This is a genomic window from Qipengyuania nanhaisediminis (assembly GCF_900115585.1).
Lineage (GTDB): Bacteria > Pseudomonadota > Alphaproteobacteria > Sphingomonadales > Sphingomonadaceae > Qipengyuania > Qipengyuania nanhaisediminis.
This window is the reverse complement of the sequence record NZ_FOWZ01000003.1, coordinates 37,388-55,906: the sequence shown is the minus strand read 5'-3', so window position 1 is coordinate 55,906 and position 18,519 is coordinate 37,388. Positions and strand designations below refer to the sequence as shown.

The following is an 18,519-nucleotide window of genomic DNA, read 5'->3' as shown; positions in this document are numbered from 1 at the left end:
TGCCATGAGCATGACCGAACGCCACAAGAAACTAGAACGCAACATCACGCTGCTGGCGGTGTGCACGCTGATTACGGTTGCCATCGGCGGCCTGGTGCAGATCACCCCGCTCTTCTACCTCGACAACACGATCGAGAAAGTCGACGGGATGCGGCCCTATACCCCGCTGGAACAGGCCGGGCGCGACATCTACATCCGCGAAGGCTGCTATGTGTGCCATAGCCAGATGATCCGCCCGTTTCGCGACGAAGTGGAACGTTACGGCGCATACAGCCTCGCTGCAGAAAGCATGTACGACCACCCCTTCCAGTGGGGATCGAAGCGGACCGGGCCGGACCTTGCCCGCGTCGGCGGTCGCTATTCGGATGAATGGCACGTCCAGCACCTCATCAACCCGCAGGCCGTGGTGCCTGAAAGCGTCATGCCGCAATACGGCTTCCTGGCCGAAACCGAGCTTGCCGTAGGCGATCCTTCCGCGACCCTTACCGCACTGAGCCGCGTCGGCGTGCCCTACTCGCAGGAAGACATCGACAACGCCCTGATGGACCTGTTCCTGCAGGCCGATCCGGATGCGGAAGGCGATCTGGAAGACTTCCAGCGCCGCTATCCCAAGGCGCAGGTCCGCGATTACGACGGCGATCCCTCGCGCATTACGGAAATGGATGCGCTGGTCGCCTATCTCCAGATGCTGGGCACGCTGGTCGATGTCGACAGCGCCGCCGCGCAGCAGGAACTTGCGCAGGAGAAAGGCCGATGACCTCCTACGAAAGCCTGCGCCATTTCGCCGACAGCTATGCGCTGATCGCCACCGTCGCGCTCTTCCTGCTCCTGTGCCTATGGCCGTTTCGGCCGGGCGCCGGCAAGCGCAACGAAGAGGCAGCCAATTCGATCTTTGAAGGAAACGACGATGGCGAATAAGCGCATCGACCAGCCCACCGGCACCGAAACCGTCGGCCACGAGTGGGACGGCATCGAAGAACTGAACACCCCGCTGCCGCGCTGGTGGCTGTGGACCTTCTACCTCACCATCATCTTCGCCATCGGCTATGTCATCGCATACCCGGCCTGGCCGATGATCGACCGGGCAACGTCGGGCATGCTCGGCTGGTCCAGCCGCGGCGCGCTGGCTCAGGAGATGACCGCCGCCGACCGGGCCCAGCAGAGCTTCCGCGAACAGCTGGCCGCGATCGACGTGGTGAAGCTGCGCGACAATCCGGAACTCATGCAGCGCGCCGTCGCGGGCGGTGCCGCAGCGTTCAAGGTGAACTGTTCGCAATGCCACGGATCGGGCGCGGCGGGCAGCCAGACATTGGGCTATCCCAACCTCAACGATGACGACTGGCTGTGGGGCGGCGATCTTGCGGCGATCCACTATTCGATCGACCGCGGCATTCGCCAGCCGGACGATAATGAGAAGCGCCAGAGCGTGATGCCGGCATTCGACGGCGCTTTCGACAGCGCGCAGCTCGATGCCGTGACGCAGCACGTCCTGTCGTTGAGCGGCAATGCGGATCCCAGCGCGGCAGGGGCGCAAATCTACGCCGACAATTGCGCGGCCTGCCACGGTCCGGCCGGACAGGGCGACCGTGTGCAAGGCGCGCCGCGCCTCAACGACCAGATCTGGCTTCGTGGCGGAACCGCTGCCGACATCAAGCGCCAGATCCTCAACCCCAAGATGGGCGCAATGCCCGCATGGGGCGAGAGGCTGGACCCGGTGACGGTCAAGATGCTGACAGCCTATGTCTATTCGCTCGGGGGAGGCGAAGAGGCGCAAGCGGAGATTTCCGACAGCGCCGAAACCCAACCCGAAGCGGAAGCCGGAAACGATGGGCAACCCTGACCAACCGGACGATACGAAACGCGACTGGGCGGTGACCGTCGAGGACGGCATCGCCAAGTCGAACGAGCCCGTATCCAGCGCGGTTGCCGATCCGGCGGCAGCCACGCGGCGCCACGAACCGCATGAACCGCCGCGCGAGACCCTGCCGGAAAAGCTCTACGAAGCGCGCAAGTCGATCCATAACAAGCGTATCGACGGGCCTTTCAGGCGCTTTAAATGGTTCGTGATGCTGGTCACGCTGGGGATCTATTACGTCACCCCGTGGCTGCGTTGGGACCGCGGGCCTTACGCACCCGACCAGGCCGTGCTTGTCGACCTCGCCAACCGGCGGTTCTACATGTTCGGTATCGAGATCTGGCCGCACGAATTCTATTTCGTCGCGGGCCTGCTGATCATGGCGGGGATCGGCCTGTTCGTGATTACGAGTGCAGTGGGCCGCGCCTGGTGCGGCTATGCCTGCCCGCAGACGGTCTGGACCGACCTGTTCCAGCACATCGACCGCTTCGTCGACGGAGATCGCAATGCGCGCATCCGGCTGGAGAATGCGCCCTGGACCTGGGGCAAGGTCTTCCGGCGCGGCTTCAAATGGTCGATCTACCTCGCGATCGGTTTCGTGACCGGCGGTGCATGGATTCTCTATTTCGCCGATGCGCCCACGCTGTGCCGCGATTTCTTCGCCCTCGAAGCGGCGCCGGTCGCCTATATCACCGTGGCGGTCCTTACGCTGACCACCGTCACTCTGGGCGGCTTCATGCGCGAGCAGGTCTGCATCTACATGTGCCCTTGGCCGCGCATCCAGACCGCGATGATGGACGAGAAATCGCTGCTGGTGACCTATAAGGACTGGCGCGGCGAACCTCGCGGCAGCGTGAAAAAAGCCGCCAAGAATCCCGGCCAGTTCGGCGATTGCATCGACTGCACGCAATGTGTCCAGGTCTGCCCCACCGGCATCGATATCCGGGAGGGTCCGCAAATCGGCTGCATTACCTGCGCCCTGTGCATCGATGCCTGCGACAAGGTCATGAAGGATATCGGCAGGCCGCGCGGCCTGATCGACTATGCCACGCTAGAGGATTGCGAGAGGGAGGCCGCTGGCGAAGCATCGAAACCGGCATGGCGCGCGCTGCTCCGCCCCAGGACGATGGTTTATTTCACGATCTGGGCCGGCATCGGCGCGGCCCTGCTGTTCGCTCTCGGCGTACGCACGCATACGGAAATGACCGTCGCGCCCGACCGCAATCCGCCCTTCATGCTGATGAGCGACGGCTCGATCCGCAATTCCTTCACGCTGAAAATCCGCAATATGGAAAGCCGTCCGCGCGACATGGAAATCGCGCTCGATGGGCTGGATGGCGGCGTCATGTGGACCGATGCCATCGGCCGTGACGAGGCAGCCGCCACGCAGACCGTCACGGTCGCTGCCGACCAGGTTCGCACCATCAGGGCCTATGTGATGGCTCCTCGCGACGCAAAGACACAGGACTTTGCCTTCACCGTCACCTCGCTCGACGAACAGCGCGAAAGCGACCGCGTCGAAACCCGCTTCGATGCACCGGAGACACAATGATGCAGAAGGAATTCACAGGCAGGAAAATGGCCGCGATCCTCGTGGCGGGCTTCGGCGTGGTGGTGGCGGTCAACTTCACCATGGCGGCCATCGCATCGGGCAGCTTCAGCGGCGTCGTTGTCGAGAACTCCTATGTCGCCAGCCAGAAGTTCAACGGCTGGCTCGACCAGGCAGAGCGGCAGGAAGCGCTGGGGTGGAATGCCGAGGCCAGCCGTTCGGGCGACCGCCTGGTACTCGACCTTGAAAACGTGCCCGCCAGCGCAACGGTATCCGCACAGGTGCGCCGCCCGCTCGGCCAGGCCGACACGCGCGAGCTTACCTTCGTGCAAACCGGCGAAGCGCGGCTGCTGTCGGGCGAAGCCCTGCCCGCAGGTCGCTGGATCGTGCGCGTTTCGATCGAACGGGGCGATGACCGCTGGGTTTCGGAGGAGCAGATCGGGTGACCGCGCCGTTCCGCCAGCAAGATCTCGAGGATAGCGCGCTCGTCGACACGCGCCTGACTGTCCCGGGTATGCGCTGTGCAGGATGTATCGCCAAGATCGAGCGCGGCCTTGCCGAGATCGAGGGCATCGACGCCGCCCGCGTGAACTTTTCAGCCAAGCGCGTCGCGGTGCGGCACAGCCAGGGACTTGATCAGGGCGATCTAGTAGAGGCGCTGCGCCATCTTGGCTTCGAAGCGCAGGCCCTCGCCGAAAATCCGCTCGGCAGTGACGACAAGGAAAGCAGGGCCCTGCTCCGTGCGCTCGCGGTCGCTGGGTTCGGCATGATGAATATCATGCTGCTGTCGGTCAGCGTCTGGTCGGGCGCGGGCGGCGTCACCCGCGACCTGTTCCACTGGCTGTCGGCTATCATCGCGCTGCCCGTCGTCGCCTATTCGGGCCGCCCCTTCTTTGCCTCTGCCTGGATGGCGCTGCGCTACGGACGCACGAACATGGACGTGCCGATCTCGATCGGCGTACTGCTTGCGACCGGGCTGAGCGTGTACGAAACCTTCGCGGGCGACGGGCACGCCTATTTCGACAGCGCCGTAATGCTGCTGTTCTTCCTGCTCGCGGGACGGGCGCTCGATGCGACCATGCGGACAAAGACGAGGGCCGGCATCGGTGCGCTGCTTTCCAAGATGGGCAAAAGCGCGCGCGTGCTCGGCCCCGATGGCGGCACTTCCGAAGTAAAAGCGGAAGACCTCCAGCCGGGGACGATCATGCTCGTCGCGTCCGGCGATGCACTGGCCGCCGATGGGGTGATCGAGAAAGGCCGCGGGTCGCTCGACAACTCGATGCTGACCGGGGAGAGCGATCCGGCATCGGTCGAGGCGGGGTCCGTCGTTCATGCGGGTGCCATCGCCCTGTCCGGGCCGATGGAAGTGCGCGTCACCGCAGCATCTTCCGATACGGTGATCGCCGAAATCGCGCGTCTCATGGACGAGGCGGGCCAGAGCCGCAGCCGCTATACCCGCATCGCGGACCGCGCATCGCGCCTGTATGCTCCCGCCGTCCATTCGCTCGCCCTTTTGGCATTCCTAGGCTGGATGCTGGCTGGCGCAGGCTGGTACCAGTCGCTGGTCATCGCGATTGCCGTCCTCATCATAACCTGCCCCTGCGCAATGGGCCTGGCGGTCCCTGCGGCACAGGTCGTGACCTCCGGAGCGCTCATCAAGCGCGGCCTGCTGGTCAAGGACGGCAGTGCGTTGGAACGCCTTGCAGAGGTGGACATCGCGATCTTCGACAAAACCGGCACGCTGACGCTCGGCGAGCCGCAGGCCGACCTTTCCCTTCTCGGAGAGAAGCAGCGTCAGGTTGCCCTGGCGCTTGCGCAGACCAGCCGCCACCCGCTTAGCCGCAGCCTCGCGGATGCCCTTAAAAGCGAGGGCACGCGGCCCGCACAGGTCGAGGACATCGCAGAGGGCGAAGGACAGGGTCTTGCAGGAGTATCGCAGGGTGTGCCGGTCTCACTTGGTCGCCCGGAGGAAGAGACCACCGGCATGGCCTCCCTCCTTCGCATCGGCCCTGAAGAAACGATCATCACCTTCGCGGATGGCTTGCGCGCCGATGCGAAGGAAGCCCTCGCCAGACTGTCGCAGCAGGGCATTGCGAGCCGCATCCTATCGGGGGATCGCCAGGGAGCGGTCGAAACGGTCGCGAAAGCTCTCGATGTCCCGGCGACCGCCGAGGCCAAGCCCCAGGACAAGCTAGCCCTGCTCGAAGAGTTGCGCTCGGAAGGCCGCAAGGTCCTGATGGTGGGCGACGGCATCAATGACGGTCCCGCGCTCGCTGCGGCCCATGCCTCCATTGCGCCGGGCAGTGCCAGCGACGTCAGCCAGCAGGCGGCAGATGCGGTGTTTACCGGCAAAGCGCTGATGCCTGTCGCTCTCGCTATCTCCCACGCGCGGCGGTGCATGGCGATCGTGCGCCAGAACTTCGGCCTTGCTGTCGTCTACAACATCTGCGCCGTGCCGCTCGCCCTCGCAGGGGTCGTGACCCCGCTGATCGCGGCCATTGCCATGTCGGGCAGTTCGCTCATCGTGGTGGGCAATTCGCTGAGACTGGCGAAGGTGAAAAAATGAGCGGCCTCCTGGTCCTGATCCCCATTGCGCTCGGCCTCGGCCTTCTGGGCCTGGCGATGTTCTTTTGGGCCATGCGCGACGGCCAGTTCGAAGACCTCGACGGGGCCGCGCAGCGCATCCTCATCGACGACGAGGATGAAGAAGGATGAACGGGACCGTTCTGGGCCTGCTCGCATTGGTGCCTGCGATTGTCGGCCCCCTGCCCGAGCAGCAGCGGATCATCTCCGCGAGCATTTGCGGCAACGGGGCTACCGTCACTATCGAAATCCCCGTGCAGCCGAGGAAGTCTCCCCTTACCCAGCCGTGTCATGCAAAAGGCTGCCGCGGCGCGTCCCGCAAGCATAATTTGATCTGACGCAAAGACGGGCCGTCCGCGCATCGGCAATCGGGCGCTATGTGGACCTATTACCCCGACCTGCTCGCAACGCACGTGCCGCGTTATACGAGCTATCCGACCGCCGCCGATTTCGGCGAGCTTCCCGCTAATGCCTATCGCGAGGCACTGGAAAGTGTGCATGGCGACGTGTCGCTTTACCTCCACATCCCGTTCTGCGAGCAGATCTGCTTCTATTGCGGGTGCAATACCGGCAGGGCCAACCGGCAGCATCGCCTGGCGAGCTATCTCGATGCCCTTCACACCGAAATCGCCACCGTCGCCGCCCTGTTGCCGAATGATGCGCGCGTTCGGCGCATTTCCTTCGGCGGGGGCAGTCCCAATGCCATCGCGCCGGCCGATATGCTGGGCATCCTCGATGCGCTGTCCCGGCATTTCCATCTCGAAGCCCCGATCCTTTCGACAGAGCTCGACCCTCGGACGATGTCGCAGGACTGGGCCGACGCCATCGGACAGGCGGGATTCGATATGGCTAGCCTCGGGGTCCAGACCTTCGCCGCGCATTGCCAGAAGGCCATTGGACGCGTGCAGGACGAAGACCTGATCCTGAGGTCGGTCGACTGGCTGAGGGAAGCCGGTGTCGGCTCGATAAACTTCGACCTGATGTACGGTCTCCCGGGCCAGAGCGAAGACGATCTGCTCGACAGCCTGCAACGCACCCGCGCACTGGGAGCCGACCGGATTGCGCTGTTCGGCTATGCCCACGTCCCGCATATCGTTCCCAGGCAGCGCGCAATACCCGCGTCGCAGCTTCCCGATCAGGAAGCGCGCTTCGCCATGGCCGATCTCGGCTATCGCTACCTTTGCACGCACGGCTACACACCGGTCGGCTTCGATCATTTTGCCAAACCGGGCGCAGACCCGATGGCGTCAGCAGCGCTGGCGGGTACGCTGCGCCGCAATTTCCAGGGGTTCACCGACGATCAGGCCGCCAATCTCATCGGACTGGGCGCCTCCGCAATCTCGTCCTTTCCGGGGCTGCTCGCGCAGAACGAGAAGAATTCCGGCAGGTATCGGATGCGGGCCTCCCAGGGCCTGCTGAGTGCCGAGCGCGGTATCAGGCGAAGTGCACACGACCGTTATCGTGGCAGCGTGATCGAAGCATTGCTGTGTCACGGGCGTGCCCGGATCGGTGCAAGGCTGATGGCGCAGGTCCGCTGCGAAATCGCACCCTTCCTGGAGCGCGGCCTCGCATCATTCGACGAGGAATGGCTGACGATCCTGCCCGAAGGCCTGCCCTACGCACGCACGATCGCTGCCCTGTTCGATACCTATCGCGCCGTTTCGATGCGCCAGTTCAGCTCTGCCGTCTGACCCAAATCGGTCCATAGTCCTGCACTCAGGGTTAATAGGCTTGCAAGCACACTCTCTATTAACCATCGTGTTGCAGCGTGCGCAGTGAAGAGCTCCAATTCGGTGCATCCGACTGCTTGAAATGATTAGGAAATCCGGAACAGCCGCGTTCCACAGACCGTTCTTATGGGCATGAGCCGCTTGAAATCCATACGAGGAAATTCCGCTTTTTCAGCGGCCTGCGCGCTCGTCTGCCTACTCGCGGCGTCCCCTGCGGCAAGCAACAGCCCCCAGGTTTCCGTCCAGAATCCATCGGCCCTGAGGTTCGGCACTTTTGCCGTGCCGACATCAGGCTTCCGTGAGGTGTCCCCAAGGGGCGGAATTTCGAGCGGCGGTATCTTCGCTCTCGATGATACAGGTGTCGGCCCTGCCCGGTTCGTGGTACAATACGACCGTGGCAACAATGGCCGACGCGAACTCAATCTCGTCATCGAGATCGTGTTTTCCGCACCTTCGACCTATGTCCGGGGCGGCATCACGGCGCGCCTGTCGCGTTACCAGATCGACCTTCCCGGTTATGGTGCGGTGCGTCCGGGTCAGGTTATCCGGATCGAGATGCCCAATTGCAGGCAACGCGTCTGTTCGCGCGCTTTCAATCTTGGCGGCCGGATCGACGTCGATCGCAATTTCGGCGGCGGACTGGTCGAGATACCCATCGTCGTCGACGCAGCTGTCATTTCGGTCAAATGATCGGGCGAAGGCATCTCCACCTCGTAGCTTTTTCCCTGTTCCTAGCGGGCGTGACTGTGCCCCACACCTCTGCCTCGGCGCAGGATAGGGCGCAGGCGAGCGGCTCTGCAGCGGCCACCGTTGTCGCACCGATCACCGTCCGTGAGATCGAACCGCTTCGCTTCGGCACAGTTGCGACCGGCGATACGGGCGGCACCTTGACGCTTTCGCCATCCAGCGGAGCGACGAGCGTGACGGGCTCCTTGCGCAGTATCTGCCCGTCCGGCTCCAGCTGCACGGCCAGCCCCGGCATTTTCGATGTGCGCGGCGAAGCTGGCCGAAGTTACCGCGTGACCGCTCCGGCACAGGCCGTGGCGGCACGTGCGGGAGGAGGCGGAACGCTGAATGTGACTTCCATCACGATTGCGACGCAAAGCGTGCAGGGCCCCGGCACAAGAGGCACGCTGGACGATGCGGGCAGTGACCGGTTCAAGGTTGGCGGAACGCTGCAGGTGGCGCCGGATTCGACTGCCGGCACCTATGTCGCGGAGATGGAGATGGTAGTTTCTTATGACTAACCTGAGGTAAAGGTCCCCCGTAAGATCACGTAGTTCCGCGTTATTTCCCCGGTAATCTTTCCTTAAAGCCTAGGTTCTATCCCTTAGGTCGCACCGGCAATAGCTGGGCGCGCTATTGTACGAACCAGGGGACACCTAATGAAGAAGATCATCCTCGCGGCTGCCGCAGTCGCATTCGCAACTCCTGCGATGGCTGTTCCGGGCGACACCGCCACGGATTCGGGTACCGCAACCGCTGAAATCGTCGCTCCGATCACCATCACTCACGATGCTGGCGCTGCTCTCGATTTCGGTATCGTAATTCCCGGCACCGCTGCAGGCACCGTCGTCGTGTCGCAGACCGGCGCTGGCTCGGTTACCGGCGATGCACTGTTCGTTTCGGGCAGCACCAACGCAGCCGACAGCTTCACGGTCACTGGCGATGCCAGCCGTGCTTACACCATCGTGACCACTGGCGGTTCGGTTGCTTCGGGCACCAACACCATGTCGTTCACCACCGATGCTCCGGCTTCGAGCACGCTTTCGGCAACTGGCTCCGACAGCTTCTCGGTCGGTGGCACGCTGAGCGTCGGCGCCAACCAGGCTGCTGGCGTTTACACCGGCACCTACTCGGCAACGGTGACCTACAACTAATCGGATCGGGCAGTTGCCGGCACCGTGTCGGCAACTGCCCACCGAGCTTCCTGACCGATGAGCCGGCACATGATCAGGACATATCTCGGAGGGCTTTTCGCCCTGCTAGCCGGCCTTCTGGCTCCTCAGGCACATGCGCAATCGACCGATACCATGTCGGTGACAGGCGCTTCCAAGGTGCGTGTGGTAGAGCCCATTTCGATCGTGAACATTTCCGATCTCAGGTTCGGCACTTTGATGCAGCCGCTTACCAACGGGATCGTCGAAGTCGCTGCCGATGGCGCGGTGACCACCAATCTCGATCTTACGACATTCCCGAACGGGAGGGCGCCTGCCCGCTTCACCGTGCTGGGCGAGGCGCAGCGACGCTTCATCATCTTCCTGCCCAACCGCATCGATATATCGAACGGCACCTCGACCATGCGGGTCGATCGCTTCCGGACGAACCTCGACCGGGGCTTCGGCCGGTTCGATGCCGTGGGTAGCTATGACCTTTACGTTGGCGGAAGACTGCATGTCGACGCGAACCAGGAACCGGGCAGTTATTCGGGGACTTTCGAGGTCGCCGTTCTTTATCTGTAAATTAACCATGCCTAGGATATGACCCGGACTGGGCCCAGCGCCCATGTTTTCAAGGGCAAAGCAATGAAATCCGGGTCGAATTTCGCAAAATCCAAACTCGCCGCCGCTACGCTGGTCGTGGCCGGCACTCTGGCGATCGGCCACGGGACGTCGGTTGCACAGGATGCGGCTGCGCAAACTGCGCCCAGCCCGCCTGCCGGATCGGTCAGCGGACTGGGAGATGTGAACCTCTTCCCCAAGCGCGTGGTGATCGATGGCCGCCGCGCAATCGCCACTGTGGGACTCTACAACAAGGCAGTCGATCCGGGCGATTACGAAATCAAGATCGTCGATATGGCCATGACGCCGCAAGGCCAGCTGATCTCGTTCGACAACGGGCTCGACGAAGCTACCAAGGCCAAGGTCCGCACGGCCAGCCAGATGCTGCGATATTCGCCGCGGCGCGTGCGCCTCGGGTCGACAGAGTCGCAGTTGATCAGGGTGATGGCCCGCGGCTCCAGCGACTTGCCCGATGGGGAATACCGGTCGCACTTCATGGTCACCTCGGTGCCCGATGCGGAAGGCTTCAGCATCGAGGAAGCGACCGGCGCGCAGCAGGCCGACGGCATCGGCGTCACGATCCGTCCGCGTTTCGGCATCGCGATCCCGGTGATTGTCCGCGTGGGCGAAACCACGCTCGATGTCGGGATTACCGGTGCGACGCTGCTCACCGCGCGTGACGGCACCCAGGCCGTCGGTTTCATTCTCAACCGCTCCGGCACGCGCTCGGCATTCGGTGACGTCGTCATCAAGTCTGCTGGTTCGGCAGAGCCTATCGCGGTTTCGCGCGGGGTCGGCATCTATCCCGAAATCGATGCCCGGGAAGTCATCGTTCCGATCGATCCGGAAACCGATCCTTCGCTTCTGACTTCAGGGGCTCGCCTGCAGATCGAGTTCGTGGACGACGATTTCGCCCCGGGTAGCAAACTTGCAGAGCATAGCTTCGTAGTGCCGTGAACAGACGGGTTATCGTTGGTGGTGCCGGGACCGCATGCCTGATTACGGCGGCGGTGAGTTTCGGACTTTGGCCGGGCCCGGACCAGCAGCGCACGAAATTACCTCAGCCGAAAAAACAGAACGCGGACGCGGCCGGATCTTCGGTAAGCCTCCGCAAGCCCTTGCCCACCCCCACTTTCGATCCGGCAGCATCGAAGACCCCGAAAAGCGTTCCCCCGCGTTCAAGCCTGCTTGGCAGCGCAAGCACGCTGCCCTCAGTTGCAAGCAGCCCTGAAGCCAAGGGGGGCGGCGCGCCCAAGGCGTCGGTGCCAAGCGGCGCTACTCAGCTGACCGAGCTGACGCTTCCTGGACCGATCGAGCGGTATCAGCCCCTCGTCCCGCCTGCCGCAGAGCAATCACTCGCCGAAACGCAAGCATCCTCGCCAAACGAGGCAAGCGACGATCATCTGACGGCCCGCGTCGTATCGGTCGGAACCGCGACCGTTGACGAACCTTCCGGGTCCGCCAAATCCTTTGCTGCGTCCGAACCCGAGCAGAAGCTTCTGGGTTCGCGTAACCGATCCGTGATCGAAATCCAGGCCGCGCCGCTTGAACTGACAACCTCGCTTGCGCCGCTCACCCTAGAGCCCTTGCCGGAGTTCGAACCCGCTACGGCCATACTCGCCCAGCAGGGCGGGATCGGAGAAATTGCCAACCCTGCGGCGAATAACTTAGCAGCGCCGCCCTCTACCGAGATGCCTCAGCCAACCGGCGATAGCTTTGCTGCTCTCACGAAGCCTCAAGCCGCCGGTGGGGAAGTCGTTGGCGAAGAGGGACTGATCATCGGGTCAGACGCTCTCGCCCCGCCGTCGCCCGACCAGACCGGCGCCGCCGCGGCCATCTCCAATCAGGCTGCGGAGGATTACCTTTCGATCGCGCCGCTCCAGGAGCCCCAAGCGCAGAGCCTCTCGAATGCGCCGGCTAGCGCTGCAGCGCCGGAAACCTTCGCTGCTCCAGGCACGACAGCTAGCGATACAGGCCCAGATGCAGCGCAGCTCTCGCCGCGACCTCAACCGTCCGGACAAACGCTCGCAACCGGAATACAAGCGGGCCCTCCTACACTTCCAGCCTCCGATCCCGAGAAGCTGGAGCGCGTCGCCTCAGAAAAAGGCCAAAGCACGCCCCGGCCCCAACCGACAGGGCTGTCGGCAGACAATGTCGCTTCTTATGCGCCGCTGACGGCAGCATTGGTCAAGCGGCCCGCAGCCAAGGCAGGGAGCGCGCAGGGTATGCCGGGCATTCCCGAGCCCACAGCAACTTCGCCCGTCCTCGACGGCGGAACCGCTGCGACCGACAATGCCTTCGCCTCCGCACCGGGCCTGGCAGGCAATCTTGGAGACGACGGGCCGCTCATCTCCTACCAAGACGAGCTCATCCTCGAAGTTCGGGTGAACAACGCCAAGGAAAGCGACACGATTATCGGGTACGGCACCCGCTCGGGCCTGTACCTTCCTCTCGGCAGTATCGCCCGCATTCTGGACCTCGCCATAACCGTCACCGACGACGGTCGCTATGCGCATGGCTGGATCCTGAGCGAAGATCGCACCCTGACCATCGATCTGCGCGAAGGCACTATCGTAGCGGGCGACAAGACCATCGAGACCGAAGGCCTTCTGGCCGCTGACTTCGACGGCGAGATGTTCCTCCGGCTTGACCAGTTCGAGAGGCTGTTCCCGCTCGAGGTGGAACCGGATCTGAGGACCCAGACGATCCACATTACCACTCTGGAACGCTTCCCTTTCGAGGAGCGCTCTGCGCGCGAAGCGAGGCGGGCGAGGCTGGAGGCACGGCAGGACAATCCCCAGGCGAAGGCATTCGAGCGGGTCGACCTGGCATACGAACCGATTTCCTTCCCGACCGCCGATATCGAACTGCGCGCGGTTTCGGACCGGACCTTCGGAACCCGTGCGGAAGCGGATGTCTTCCTTGCCGGGGACCTCGCTTTCCTGACTGCCGAAAGCTACCTCAGCGGTGATACCGTGAACGGACTGACCGCGTCGCTGTTCAAGGTTGGCCGGGTGGATCCGGACGCCGACTTGCTGGGGCCGCTTGAGGCGACTTCCTTCAGTGTCGGCGATATCAACTCCACGACCATGCCGCTGGGCCTGCGCAGCGTCGCCGGACGAGGCTTTACCGTCACCAATGCGCCGTCGGACGTGGGGTCGGTGTTCGACCAGATAGACCTGCGCGGTATCCTGCCTGCCGGATACGAGGTCGAGCTTTATCGCAACGATATCCTCATCGGCTCGACCAGCGAGGCTTCGAACGGTCAGTACGAATTCCTGCAAGTACCGGTGGATTTCGGGCTCAACGTGTTCCGCCTCGTATTCTTTGGCCCGCAAGGCCAGCGAAGCGAGAAGGTCGAGCGCATCACCGTCGGCGACGGCAGGCTTGCGAAGGGCAAGCTGGTCTACAGCCTGGATGCGGCCCAACGGGACCGGAACCTGTTCGGCGTGAAGCCGCCCAACTTTTTCGAGCCTCGCGACTATGGCGCCTGGCGCACTTCCGGCCAGCTGTCTTACGGCCTCACCTCGGACATCACGACCATTCTCGGCGGCGCATGGTTCGAGCGCGAAGGTGAAGAGAGGTGGCTGGGAACGGCAGGTATCCGCACCGGCTTCGACGGGGTGGCCGTGCGCGCCGATGCCGGAATAGCCGACGGGGGCGCCTTTGCTATCAGCGGCGGACTGGGCGGACGGTTCGGGCGATCTGCCATCACGATCAACCACACCGAATACAGCGGCGAATTTCCTGACGAGACAGTCGCACTGGGCACGGAATTCCTCCGCCGCGCCACCGAAGTCGACTTCAACACCACAATCGGGCTCGGCGGGGAGAAGGCGAACCTGTCGATTCCCGTAAGCGCACGGTTCCGCACGTACGAAACTGTCGACGGCCGCAATACCCTCGCCGCGGGTGTGCGCGCATCGACACGCGCCGCGGGGCTGCTGGTATCGAACAGCATGGAATATTCGCGCATCAGCGGTGCGGGGCTGGAAACCAACAACCAGTTGTTCGGCAGCTTCGATCTCGCAACGCTCGGCCGGTCCAAAACACGCGGCAGATTGTCCCTCGGCTATTCCGTACTTCCGGACGCTGATCTCATCAGTACGAGCGTGCAGGTCGATCACGCCCTCGACGAACGGACTTCTCTACGCGGGCAGGCCGGATATGTTTTCGAAGAAGCCAAGCCCTTTTTCGGTGCGTCGGGCATTCGGGACTTCGACGAATTCACCCTGGCGCTTGATGCCAATTACTCATTCGTCGACAAATCCTATTTCGTCGGACTTCGCCTCGGTTTCAGCCTCGGCCGCGATCCGCTGCGCGGCGGGTTGTTCCTGGCCAAGCCTGGCATGGCAAGCTCGGGTGGTGCGACCTTGCGCGCTTTCCGCGACAGGGATGGCGACGGCGTCTATGGGCCGGTCGACGAGACGATCAAAGGCATCGACTTCGTTGCCTACAACCAGACGGGCACGTCAGATTCCGAAGGTGTCGCTCGCCTGATCGGGCTCGGCACAGGACAGCGCGTCGGCATCCAGGTCGACAGCAGCACCTTGCCGGACATCAATCTTGCGCCGGCCATGAAAGGCATCGACGTCGTTCCGCGCTCGGGCCGATTGCATGCGATCGACTATCCGATCGTAACTCTAAGCGAGATCGAGGGGACCGCCCGGTTCGTCGACGGGGGCACCGGGAAAGGGGTTTCCGGCGTTCGTCTGCGCCTGCTCGATACCGAGGGTAACGTGGTGAACTATGCCAAGACCGAGCTCGACGGCTATTACTTCTTCGAACGGGTCAAACCCGGAGAGTACCAGCTTCAGATAGATCCCGGTCAGGTCGAACGCTTGCGCCTCTGCCCGATCGATGGAGATACGATCAGCGTCTCCTACGACGGAGACGTCATCCAGCGCGATATCGCTATCCGTACTTGCGCAGGAAACGTCGCCTCGGCCCGGAAATAGGGGAACCACACAAGCCCACTATCCGGCCAACGCAGCTGGTGGAGAGCCCTGAAACGGAAAAAGGCCGCTACCCTTGAGGGTAAGCGGCCTTTTTCATGGTTGCGGGGGTTGGATTTGAACCAACGACCTTCAGGTTATGAGCCTGACGAGCTACCGGACTGCTCCACCCCGCGGCACCGTGACTGACATCTGGACATCTGGTCCAGAGACACAAAAGCCGCCGCTCGGTTAACACCGGCAGCGGCTTTTGAAACTGTGAATGGGTTTGTTACCAATGTCCGCCGGCTGCAATGCCTGGCGACGACCTACTCTTCCAGTGCTTGAGCACTAGTACCATCGGCGCTGTCCGGTTTCACGGCCGAGTTCGAGATGGGATCGGGTGGGTCACAGACGCTAAGGTCACCAAGCAATGAAGCAGGCGGACATGGGTTAAATCGATGCACGATACAGGGCGTTATCCGGCTAGAGTTTCCTCCACCTCGCGGACAACCCACAGGGCTGTCGTTGATGGTATGGATCCTACAAGCGCGAAAAGAACTATTAGGACCGGTTAGCTTCACACATTACTGCGCTTCCACACCCGGCCTATCAACGTCGTGGTCTACGACGGTTCGAAGATACCTTATCTTTAGGGAGGCTTCCCGCTTAGATGCTTTCAGCGGTTATCCCGTCCGTACATAGCTACCCAGCGGCACCCTTGGCAGGATGACTGGTACACCAGAGGTACGTTCACCCCGGTCCTCTCGTACTAGGGGCAACTCCTATCAAGTATCGACGCCCACGGCAGATAGGGACCAAACTGTCTCGCGACGTTCTGAACCCAGCTCACGTACCACTTTAATTGGCGAACAGCCAAACCCTTGGGACCTGCTCCAGCCCCAGGATGTGATGAGCCGACATCGAGGTGCCAAACGATTCCGTCGATATGAGCTCTTGGGAATCATCAGCCTGTTATCCCCGGCGTACCTTTTATCCGTTGAGCGATGGCCCTTCCACGAGGGACCACCGGATCACTATGACCGACTTTCGTCTCTGCTCGACTCGTCAGTCTCGCAGTCAGGCAGGCTTATGCCATTGCACTCTTGCAGACGGTTTCCAACCGTCCTGAGCCTACCATCGCGCGCCTCCGTTACTCTTTAGGAGGCGACCGCCCCAGTCAAACTACCCGCCATAGAGGGTCCCTGATCCGGATAACGGATCTAGGTTAGACATCAGAAAACAACAGGGTGGTATTTCACAGGTTGGCTCCACTCGGACTGGCGCCCAAGTTTCAAAGCCTCCCACCTATTCTACACAATTCTTTCCTAATGCCACTCTAAAGCTGCAGTAAAGGTGCACGGGGTCTTTCCGTCTAACCGCGGGTACTCCGCATCTTCACGGAGAATTCAATTTCGCTGAGCATATCCTGGAGACAGTGGGGAAGTCGTTACGCCATTCGTGCAGGTCGGAACTTACCCGACAAGGAATTTCGCTACCTTAGGACCGTTATAGTTACGGCCGCCGTTTACTCGGGCTTCAATTCGGAGCTTGCACTCCTCCTCTTAACCTTCGAGCACCGGGCAGGCGTCACACCCTATACGTCGTCTTGAAGCCGACTTAGCAGAGTGCTGTGTTTTTGCTAAACAGTCGCTACCCCCTGGCCTGTGCCCCCTGAAAAGAGTTGCCTCGATTCAGGGCCTCCTTCTTCCGAAGGTACGGAGGCAATTTGCCGAGTTCCTTCAGGATACTTCTCTCAAGCGCCTTGGTATACTCTACCTGACCACCTGTGTCGGTTTCGGGTACGGTCTATAGTGAAGAGGCTATTTCCTGGAACAGCTTGGCTGCCCAACCAATCCAATAAGGTTGAACAACTTCCACCATCCGTCACACATCTTCAGGCCCACGAATATTTACGTGGTTCCCATCGACTACCCCCTTCGGGCTCGTCTTAGGGGCCGGCTAACCCTACGCTGATTAGCATTGCGTAGGAACCCTTGGTCTTTCGGCGACAGGGCATCTCACCCTGTTTGTCGCTACTCATGTCAGCATTCGCACTTCCGATACGTCCAGAGTCGGTTACCCTTCTCCTTCACTCGCTTACGGAACGCTCCGCTACCGCTGCAGTAAACTGCAACCCTAAGCTTCGGTGCATATCTTTAGCCCCGTTACATCTTCGCCGCAGGAACCCTTATTTAGACCAGTGAGCTGTTACGCTTTCTTTAAAGGATGGCTGCTTCTAAGCCAACCTCCTGGTTGTTTTGGGATTCCCACATGCTTTCCCACTTAGATATGACTTGGGGACCTTAGCTGTAGGTTAGGGCTGTTTCCCTTTTGACGACGGACCTTAGCACCCGCCGTCTGTCTGCCGGATAAGACTCGATGGTATTCGGAGTTTGGTTAGGTTTGGTACCGCTCGCGCAGCCCTAGCCCATCCAGTGCTCTACCCCCATCGGCATACATCCGACGCTCTACCTCAATAGATTTCGCGGAGAACCAGCTATTTCCCGGCTTGATTGGCCTTTCACCCCTAAACACAGCTCATCCGAGAATTTTTCAACATTCACCGGTTCGGTCCTCCAGTGCGTGTTACCGCACCTTCAACCTGGCCATGCCTAGATCGCCGGGGTTCGGGTCTAATCCATCATACTCAGTCGCCCTATTCAGACTCGCTTTCGCTGCGCCTACACCTAACGGCTTAAGCTTGCATGGTAGATTAAGTCACTGACCCATTATGCAAGAGGTACGCTGTCACCCCCTATGGGGCTCCAACTGCTTGTAAGCATCCGGTTTCAGGTACTGTTTCACTCCCCTAATCGGGGTGCTTTTCACCTTTCCCTCACGGTACTGTGTTCGCTATCGGTCATGTGCGAGTATTTAGGCTTGGAGGGTGGTCCCCCCATGTTCAGACAGGATTTCACGTGTCCCGCCCTACTCGAGTCTTCTTCGATCATTTTCGCGTACGGGGCTGTCACCCGCTATGGCCACTCTTTCCAAAGTGTTCCGCTAATTAACGAAGAAGCACTGGCCTGGTCCCGGTTCGCTCGCCACTACTACGGGAATCTCTGTTGATGTCTTTTCCTCCGGGTACTGAGATGTTTCAGTTCCCCGGGTTCGCTTCACCAAACCTATATATTCAGTTCGGTGATACCCTATCCACCTCTTTCCGAGCCAGCCGAAGCTGACGCGAAAGGAAATGGTGAGGGTGGGTTTCCCCATTCGGAAATCGCCGGATCAAAGTTTGCTCACAACTCCCCGACGCTTATCGCAGCGTGCCACGTCCTTCATCGCCTGCACATGCCAAGGCATCCACCAAATGCTCTTACCTCACGCTTGAGAATCCACACCATCAACGACAGACCTGCAT

General features: G+C 61.6%; 15 protein-coding genes, 1 tRNA gene and 2 rRNA genes. 15 read left to right on the top strand and 3 right to left on the bottom strand.

Features of this window, described 5'->3' with window-relative positions:
• Window positions 1-4: 4 nt before the first annotated feature.
• The 15 genes from ccoO to BM173_RS09095 all read left to right on the top strand — a co-directional run bounded on the left by ccoO (window position 5) and on the right by BM173_RS09095 (window position 15,176).
• Window positions 5-757: a cytochrome-c oxidase, cbb3-type subunit II gene (gene ccoO / locus BM173_RS09165; protein ID WP_090480489.1), complete on the top strand. Its 753-nt coding sequence runs from the start codon at window positions 5-7 to the stop codon at window positions 755-757.
• Window positions 754-918, top strand: coding sequence for a cbb3-type cytochrome c oxidase subunit 3 (locus tag BM173_RS09160; protein WP_090480486.1), 165 nt, complete (start codon window positions 754-756; stop codon window positions 916-918). The genes ccoO and BM173_RS09160 overlap by 4 nt, the downstream gene beginning before the upstream one ends.
• Complete coding sequence (gene ccoP, locus BM173_RS09155; protein WP_090480483.1) at window positions 908-1,840, top strand: cytochrome-c oxidase, cbb3-type subunit III; 933 nt, start codon at window positions 908-910, stop codon at window positions 1,838-1,840. The genes BM173_RS09160 and ccoP overlap by 11 nt, the downstream gene beginning before the upstream one ends.
• Window positions 1,827-3,407 (top strand): cytochrome c oxidase accessory protein CcoG, encoded by a 1,581-nt coding sequence (gene ccoG / locus BM173_RS09150; protein ID WP_090480481.1) that lies wholly within the window; start codon window positions 1,827-1,829, stop codon window positions 3,405-3,407. Before ccoP ends, ccoG begins: the two co-directional genes overlap by 14 nt.
• On the top strand, window positions 3,404-3,850 hold the full coding sequence (locus BM173_RS09145) for a FixH family protein (protein WP_342741974.1): 447 nt from the start codon (window positions 3,404-3,406) through the stop codon (window positions 3,848-3,850). The genes ccoG and BM173_RS09145 overlap by 4 nt, the downstream gene beginning before the upstream one ends.
• Window positions 3,847-5,970 carry a heavy metal translocating P-type ATPase gene (locus BM173_RS09140; protein WP_281247533.1) on the top strand — a complete coding sequence of 708 codons (2,124 nt, stop codon included), beginning with the start codon at window positions 3,847-3,849 and terminating at the stop codon, window positions 5,968-5,970. Before BM173_RS09145 ends, BM173_RS09140 begins: the two co-directional genes overlap by 4 nt.
• On the top strand, window positions 5,967-6,119 hold the full coding sequence (gene ccoS / locus BM173_RS09135) for a cbb3-type cytochrome oxidase assembly protein CcoS (protein ID WP_090480478.1): 153 nt from the start codon (window positions 5,967-5,969) through the stop codon (window positions 6,117-6,119). Before BM173_RS09140 ends, ccoS begins: the two co-directional genes overlap by 4 nt.
• Complete coding sequence (locus BM173_RS09130; protein WP_090480476.1) at window positions 6,116-6,325, top strand: hypothetical protein; 210 nt, start codon at window positions 6,116-6,118, stop codon at window positions 6,323-6,325. The genes ccoS and BM173_RS09130 overlap by 4 nt, the downstream gene beginning before the upstream one ends.
• 39 nt (window positions 6,326-6,364) lie before the next feature.
• On the top strand, window positions 6,365-7,678 hold the full coding sequence (hemN, locus tag BM173_RS09125; protein WP_090480473.1) for an oxygen-independent coproporphyrinogen III oxidase: 1,314 nt from the start codon (window positions 6,365-6,367) through the stop codon (window positions 7,676-7,678).
• Between the two features lie 165 nt (window positions 7,679-7,843).
• Window positions 7,844-8,407, top strand: coding sequence for a DUF4402 domain-containing protein (locus BM173_RS09120; RefSeq protein WP_090480470.1), 564 nt, complete (start codon window positions 7,844-7,846; stop codon window positions 8,405-8,407).
• Between the two features lie 50 nt (window positions 8,408-8,457).
• Entirely contained in the window at window positions 8,458-8,964 is a 507-nt protein-coding gene (locus BM173_RS09115) for a DUF4402 domain-containing protein (RefSeq protein WP_177201862.1), read from the top strand.
• A 138-nt stretch (window positions 8,965-9,102) separates the two neighbouring features.
• The gene (locus tag BM173_RS09110; protein ID WP_090480465.1) at window positions 9,103-9,597 is read left to right on the top strand and encodes a DUF4402 domain-containing protein; all 495 of its coding nucleotides are present in this window, start codon (window positions 9,103-9,105) and stop codon (window positions 9,595-9,597) included.
• Between the two features lie 69 nt (window positions 9,598-9,666).
• Window positions 9,667-10,179, top strand: coding sequence for a DUF4402 domain-containing protein (locus BM173_RS09105; protein ID WP_177201861.1), 513 nt, complete (start codon window positions 9,667-9,669; stop codon window positions 10,177-10,179).
• Window positions 10,180-10,242: 63 nt separating this feature from the next.
• On the top strand, window positions 10,243-11,175 hold the full coding sequence (locus BM173_RS09100; protein WP_090480460.1) for a fimbrial biogenesis chaperone: 933 nt from the start codon (window positions 10,243-10,245) through the stop codon (window positions 11,173-11,175).
• Window positions 11,172-15,176: an SdrD B-like domain-containing protein gene (locus BM173_RS09095; protein ID WP_143089618.1), complete on the top strand. Its 4,005-nt coding sequence runs from the start codon at window positions 11,172-11,174 to the stop codon at window positions 15,174-15,176. Before BM173_RS09100 ends, BM173_RS09095 begins: the two co-directional genes overlap by 4 nt.
• 96 nt (window positions 15,177-15,272) lie before the next feature.
• Here BM173_RS09095 and BM173_RS09090 read toward each other — a convergent pair.
• The 3 genes from BM173_RS09090 to BM173_RS09080 form a co-directional block, all read right to left on the bottom strand.
• Window positions 15,273-15,349, bottom strand: a tRNA-Met gene (locus tag BM173_RS09090).
• A gap of 119 nt (window positions 15,350-15,468) precedes the next feature.
• A 5S ribosomal RNA gene (gene rrf, locus BM173_RS09085) occupies window positions 15,469-15,583 on the bottom strand.
• Window positions 15,584-15,696: 113 nt separating this feature from the next.
• Window positions 15,697-18,488 (bottom strand): 23S ribosomal RNA (locus BM173_RS09080).
• Window positions 18,489-18,519 lie beyond the last annotated feature (31 nt).

Excerpts from the sequence above, each read along its gene's own strand:
- ccoO (WP_090480489.1), top strand. The coding sequence starts at position 5 with ATGAGCATGACCGAACGCCACAAGAAACTAGAACGCAACATCACGCTG.
- BM173_RS09160 (WP_090480486.1), top strand. The coding sequence starts at position 754 with ATGACCTCCTACGAAAGCCTGCGCCATTTCGCCGACAGCTATGCGCTG.
- ccoP (WP_090480483.1), top strand. The coding sequence starts at position 908 with ATGGCGAATAAGCGCATCGACCAGCCCACCGGCACCGAAACCGTCGGC.
- ccoG (WP_090480481.1), top strand. The coding sequence starts at position 1,827 with ATGGGCAACCCTGACCAACCGGACGATACGAAACGCGACTGGGCGGTG.
- BM173_RS09145 (WP_342741974.1), top strand. The coding sequence starts at position 3,404 with ATGATGCAGAAGGAATTCACAGGCAGGAAAATGGCCGCGATCCTCGTG.
- ccoS (WP_090480478.1), top strand. The coding sequence starts at position 5,967 with ATGAGCGGCCTCCTGGTCCTGATCCCCATTGCGCTCGGCCTCGGCCTT.
- BM173_RS09130 (WP_090480476.1), top strand. The coding sequence starts at position 6,116 with ATGAACGGGACCGTTCTGGGCCTGCTCGCATTGGTGCCTGCGATTGTC.
- hemN (WP_090480473.1), top strand. The coding sequence starts at position 6,365 with ATGTGGACCTATTACCCCGACCTGCTCGCAACGCACGTGCCGCGTTAT.
- BM173_RS09120 (WP_090480470.1), top strand. The coding sequence starts at position 7,844 with ATGGGCATGAGCCGCTTGAAATCCATACGAGGAAATTCCGCTTTTTCA.
- BM173_RS09110 (WP_090480465.1), top strand. The coding sequence starts at position 9,103 with ATGAAGAAGATCATCCTCGCGGCTGCCGCAGTCGCATTCGCAACTCCT.
- BM173_RS09105 (WP_177201861.1), top strand. The coding sequence starts at position 9,667 with ATGATCAGGACATATCTCGGAGGGCTTTTCGCCCTGCTAGCCGGCCTT.
- BM173_RS09100 (WP_090480460.1), top strand. The coding sequence starts at position 10,243 with ATGAAATCCGGGTCGAATTTCGCAAAATCCAAACTCGCCGCCGCTACG.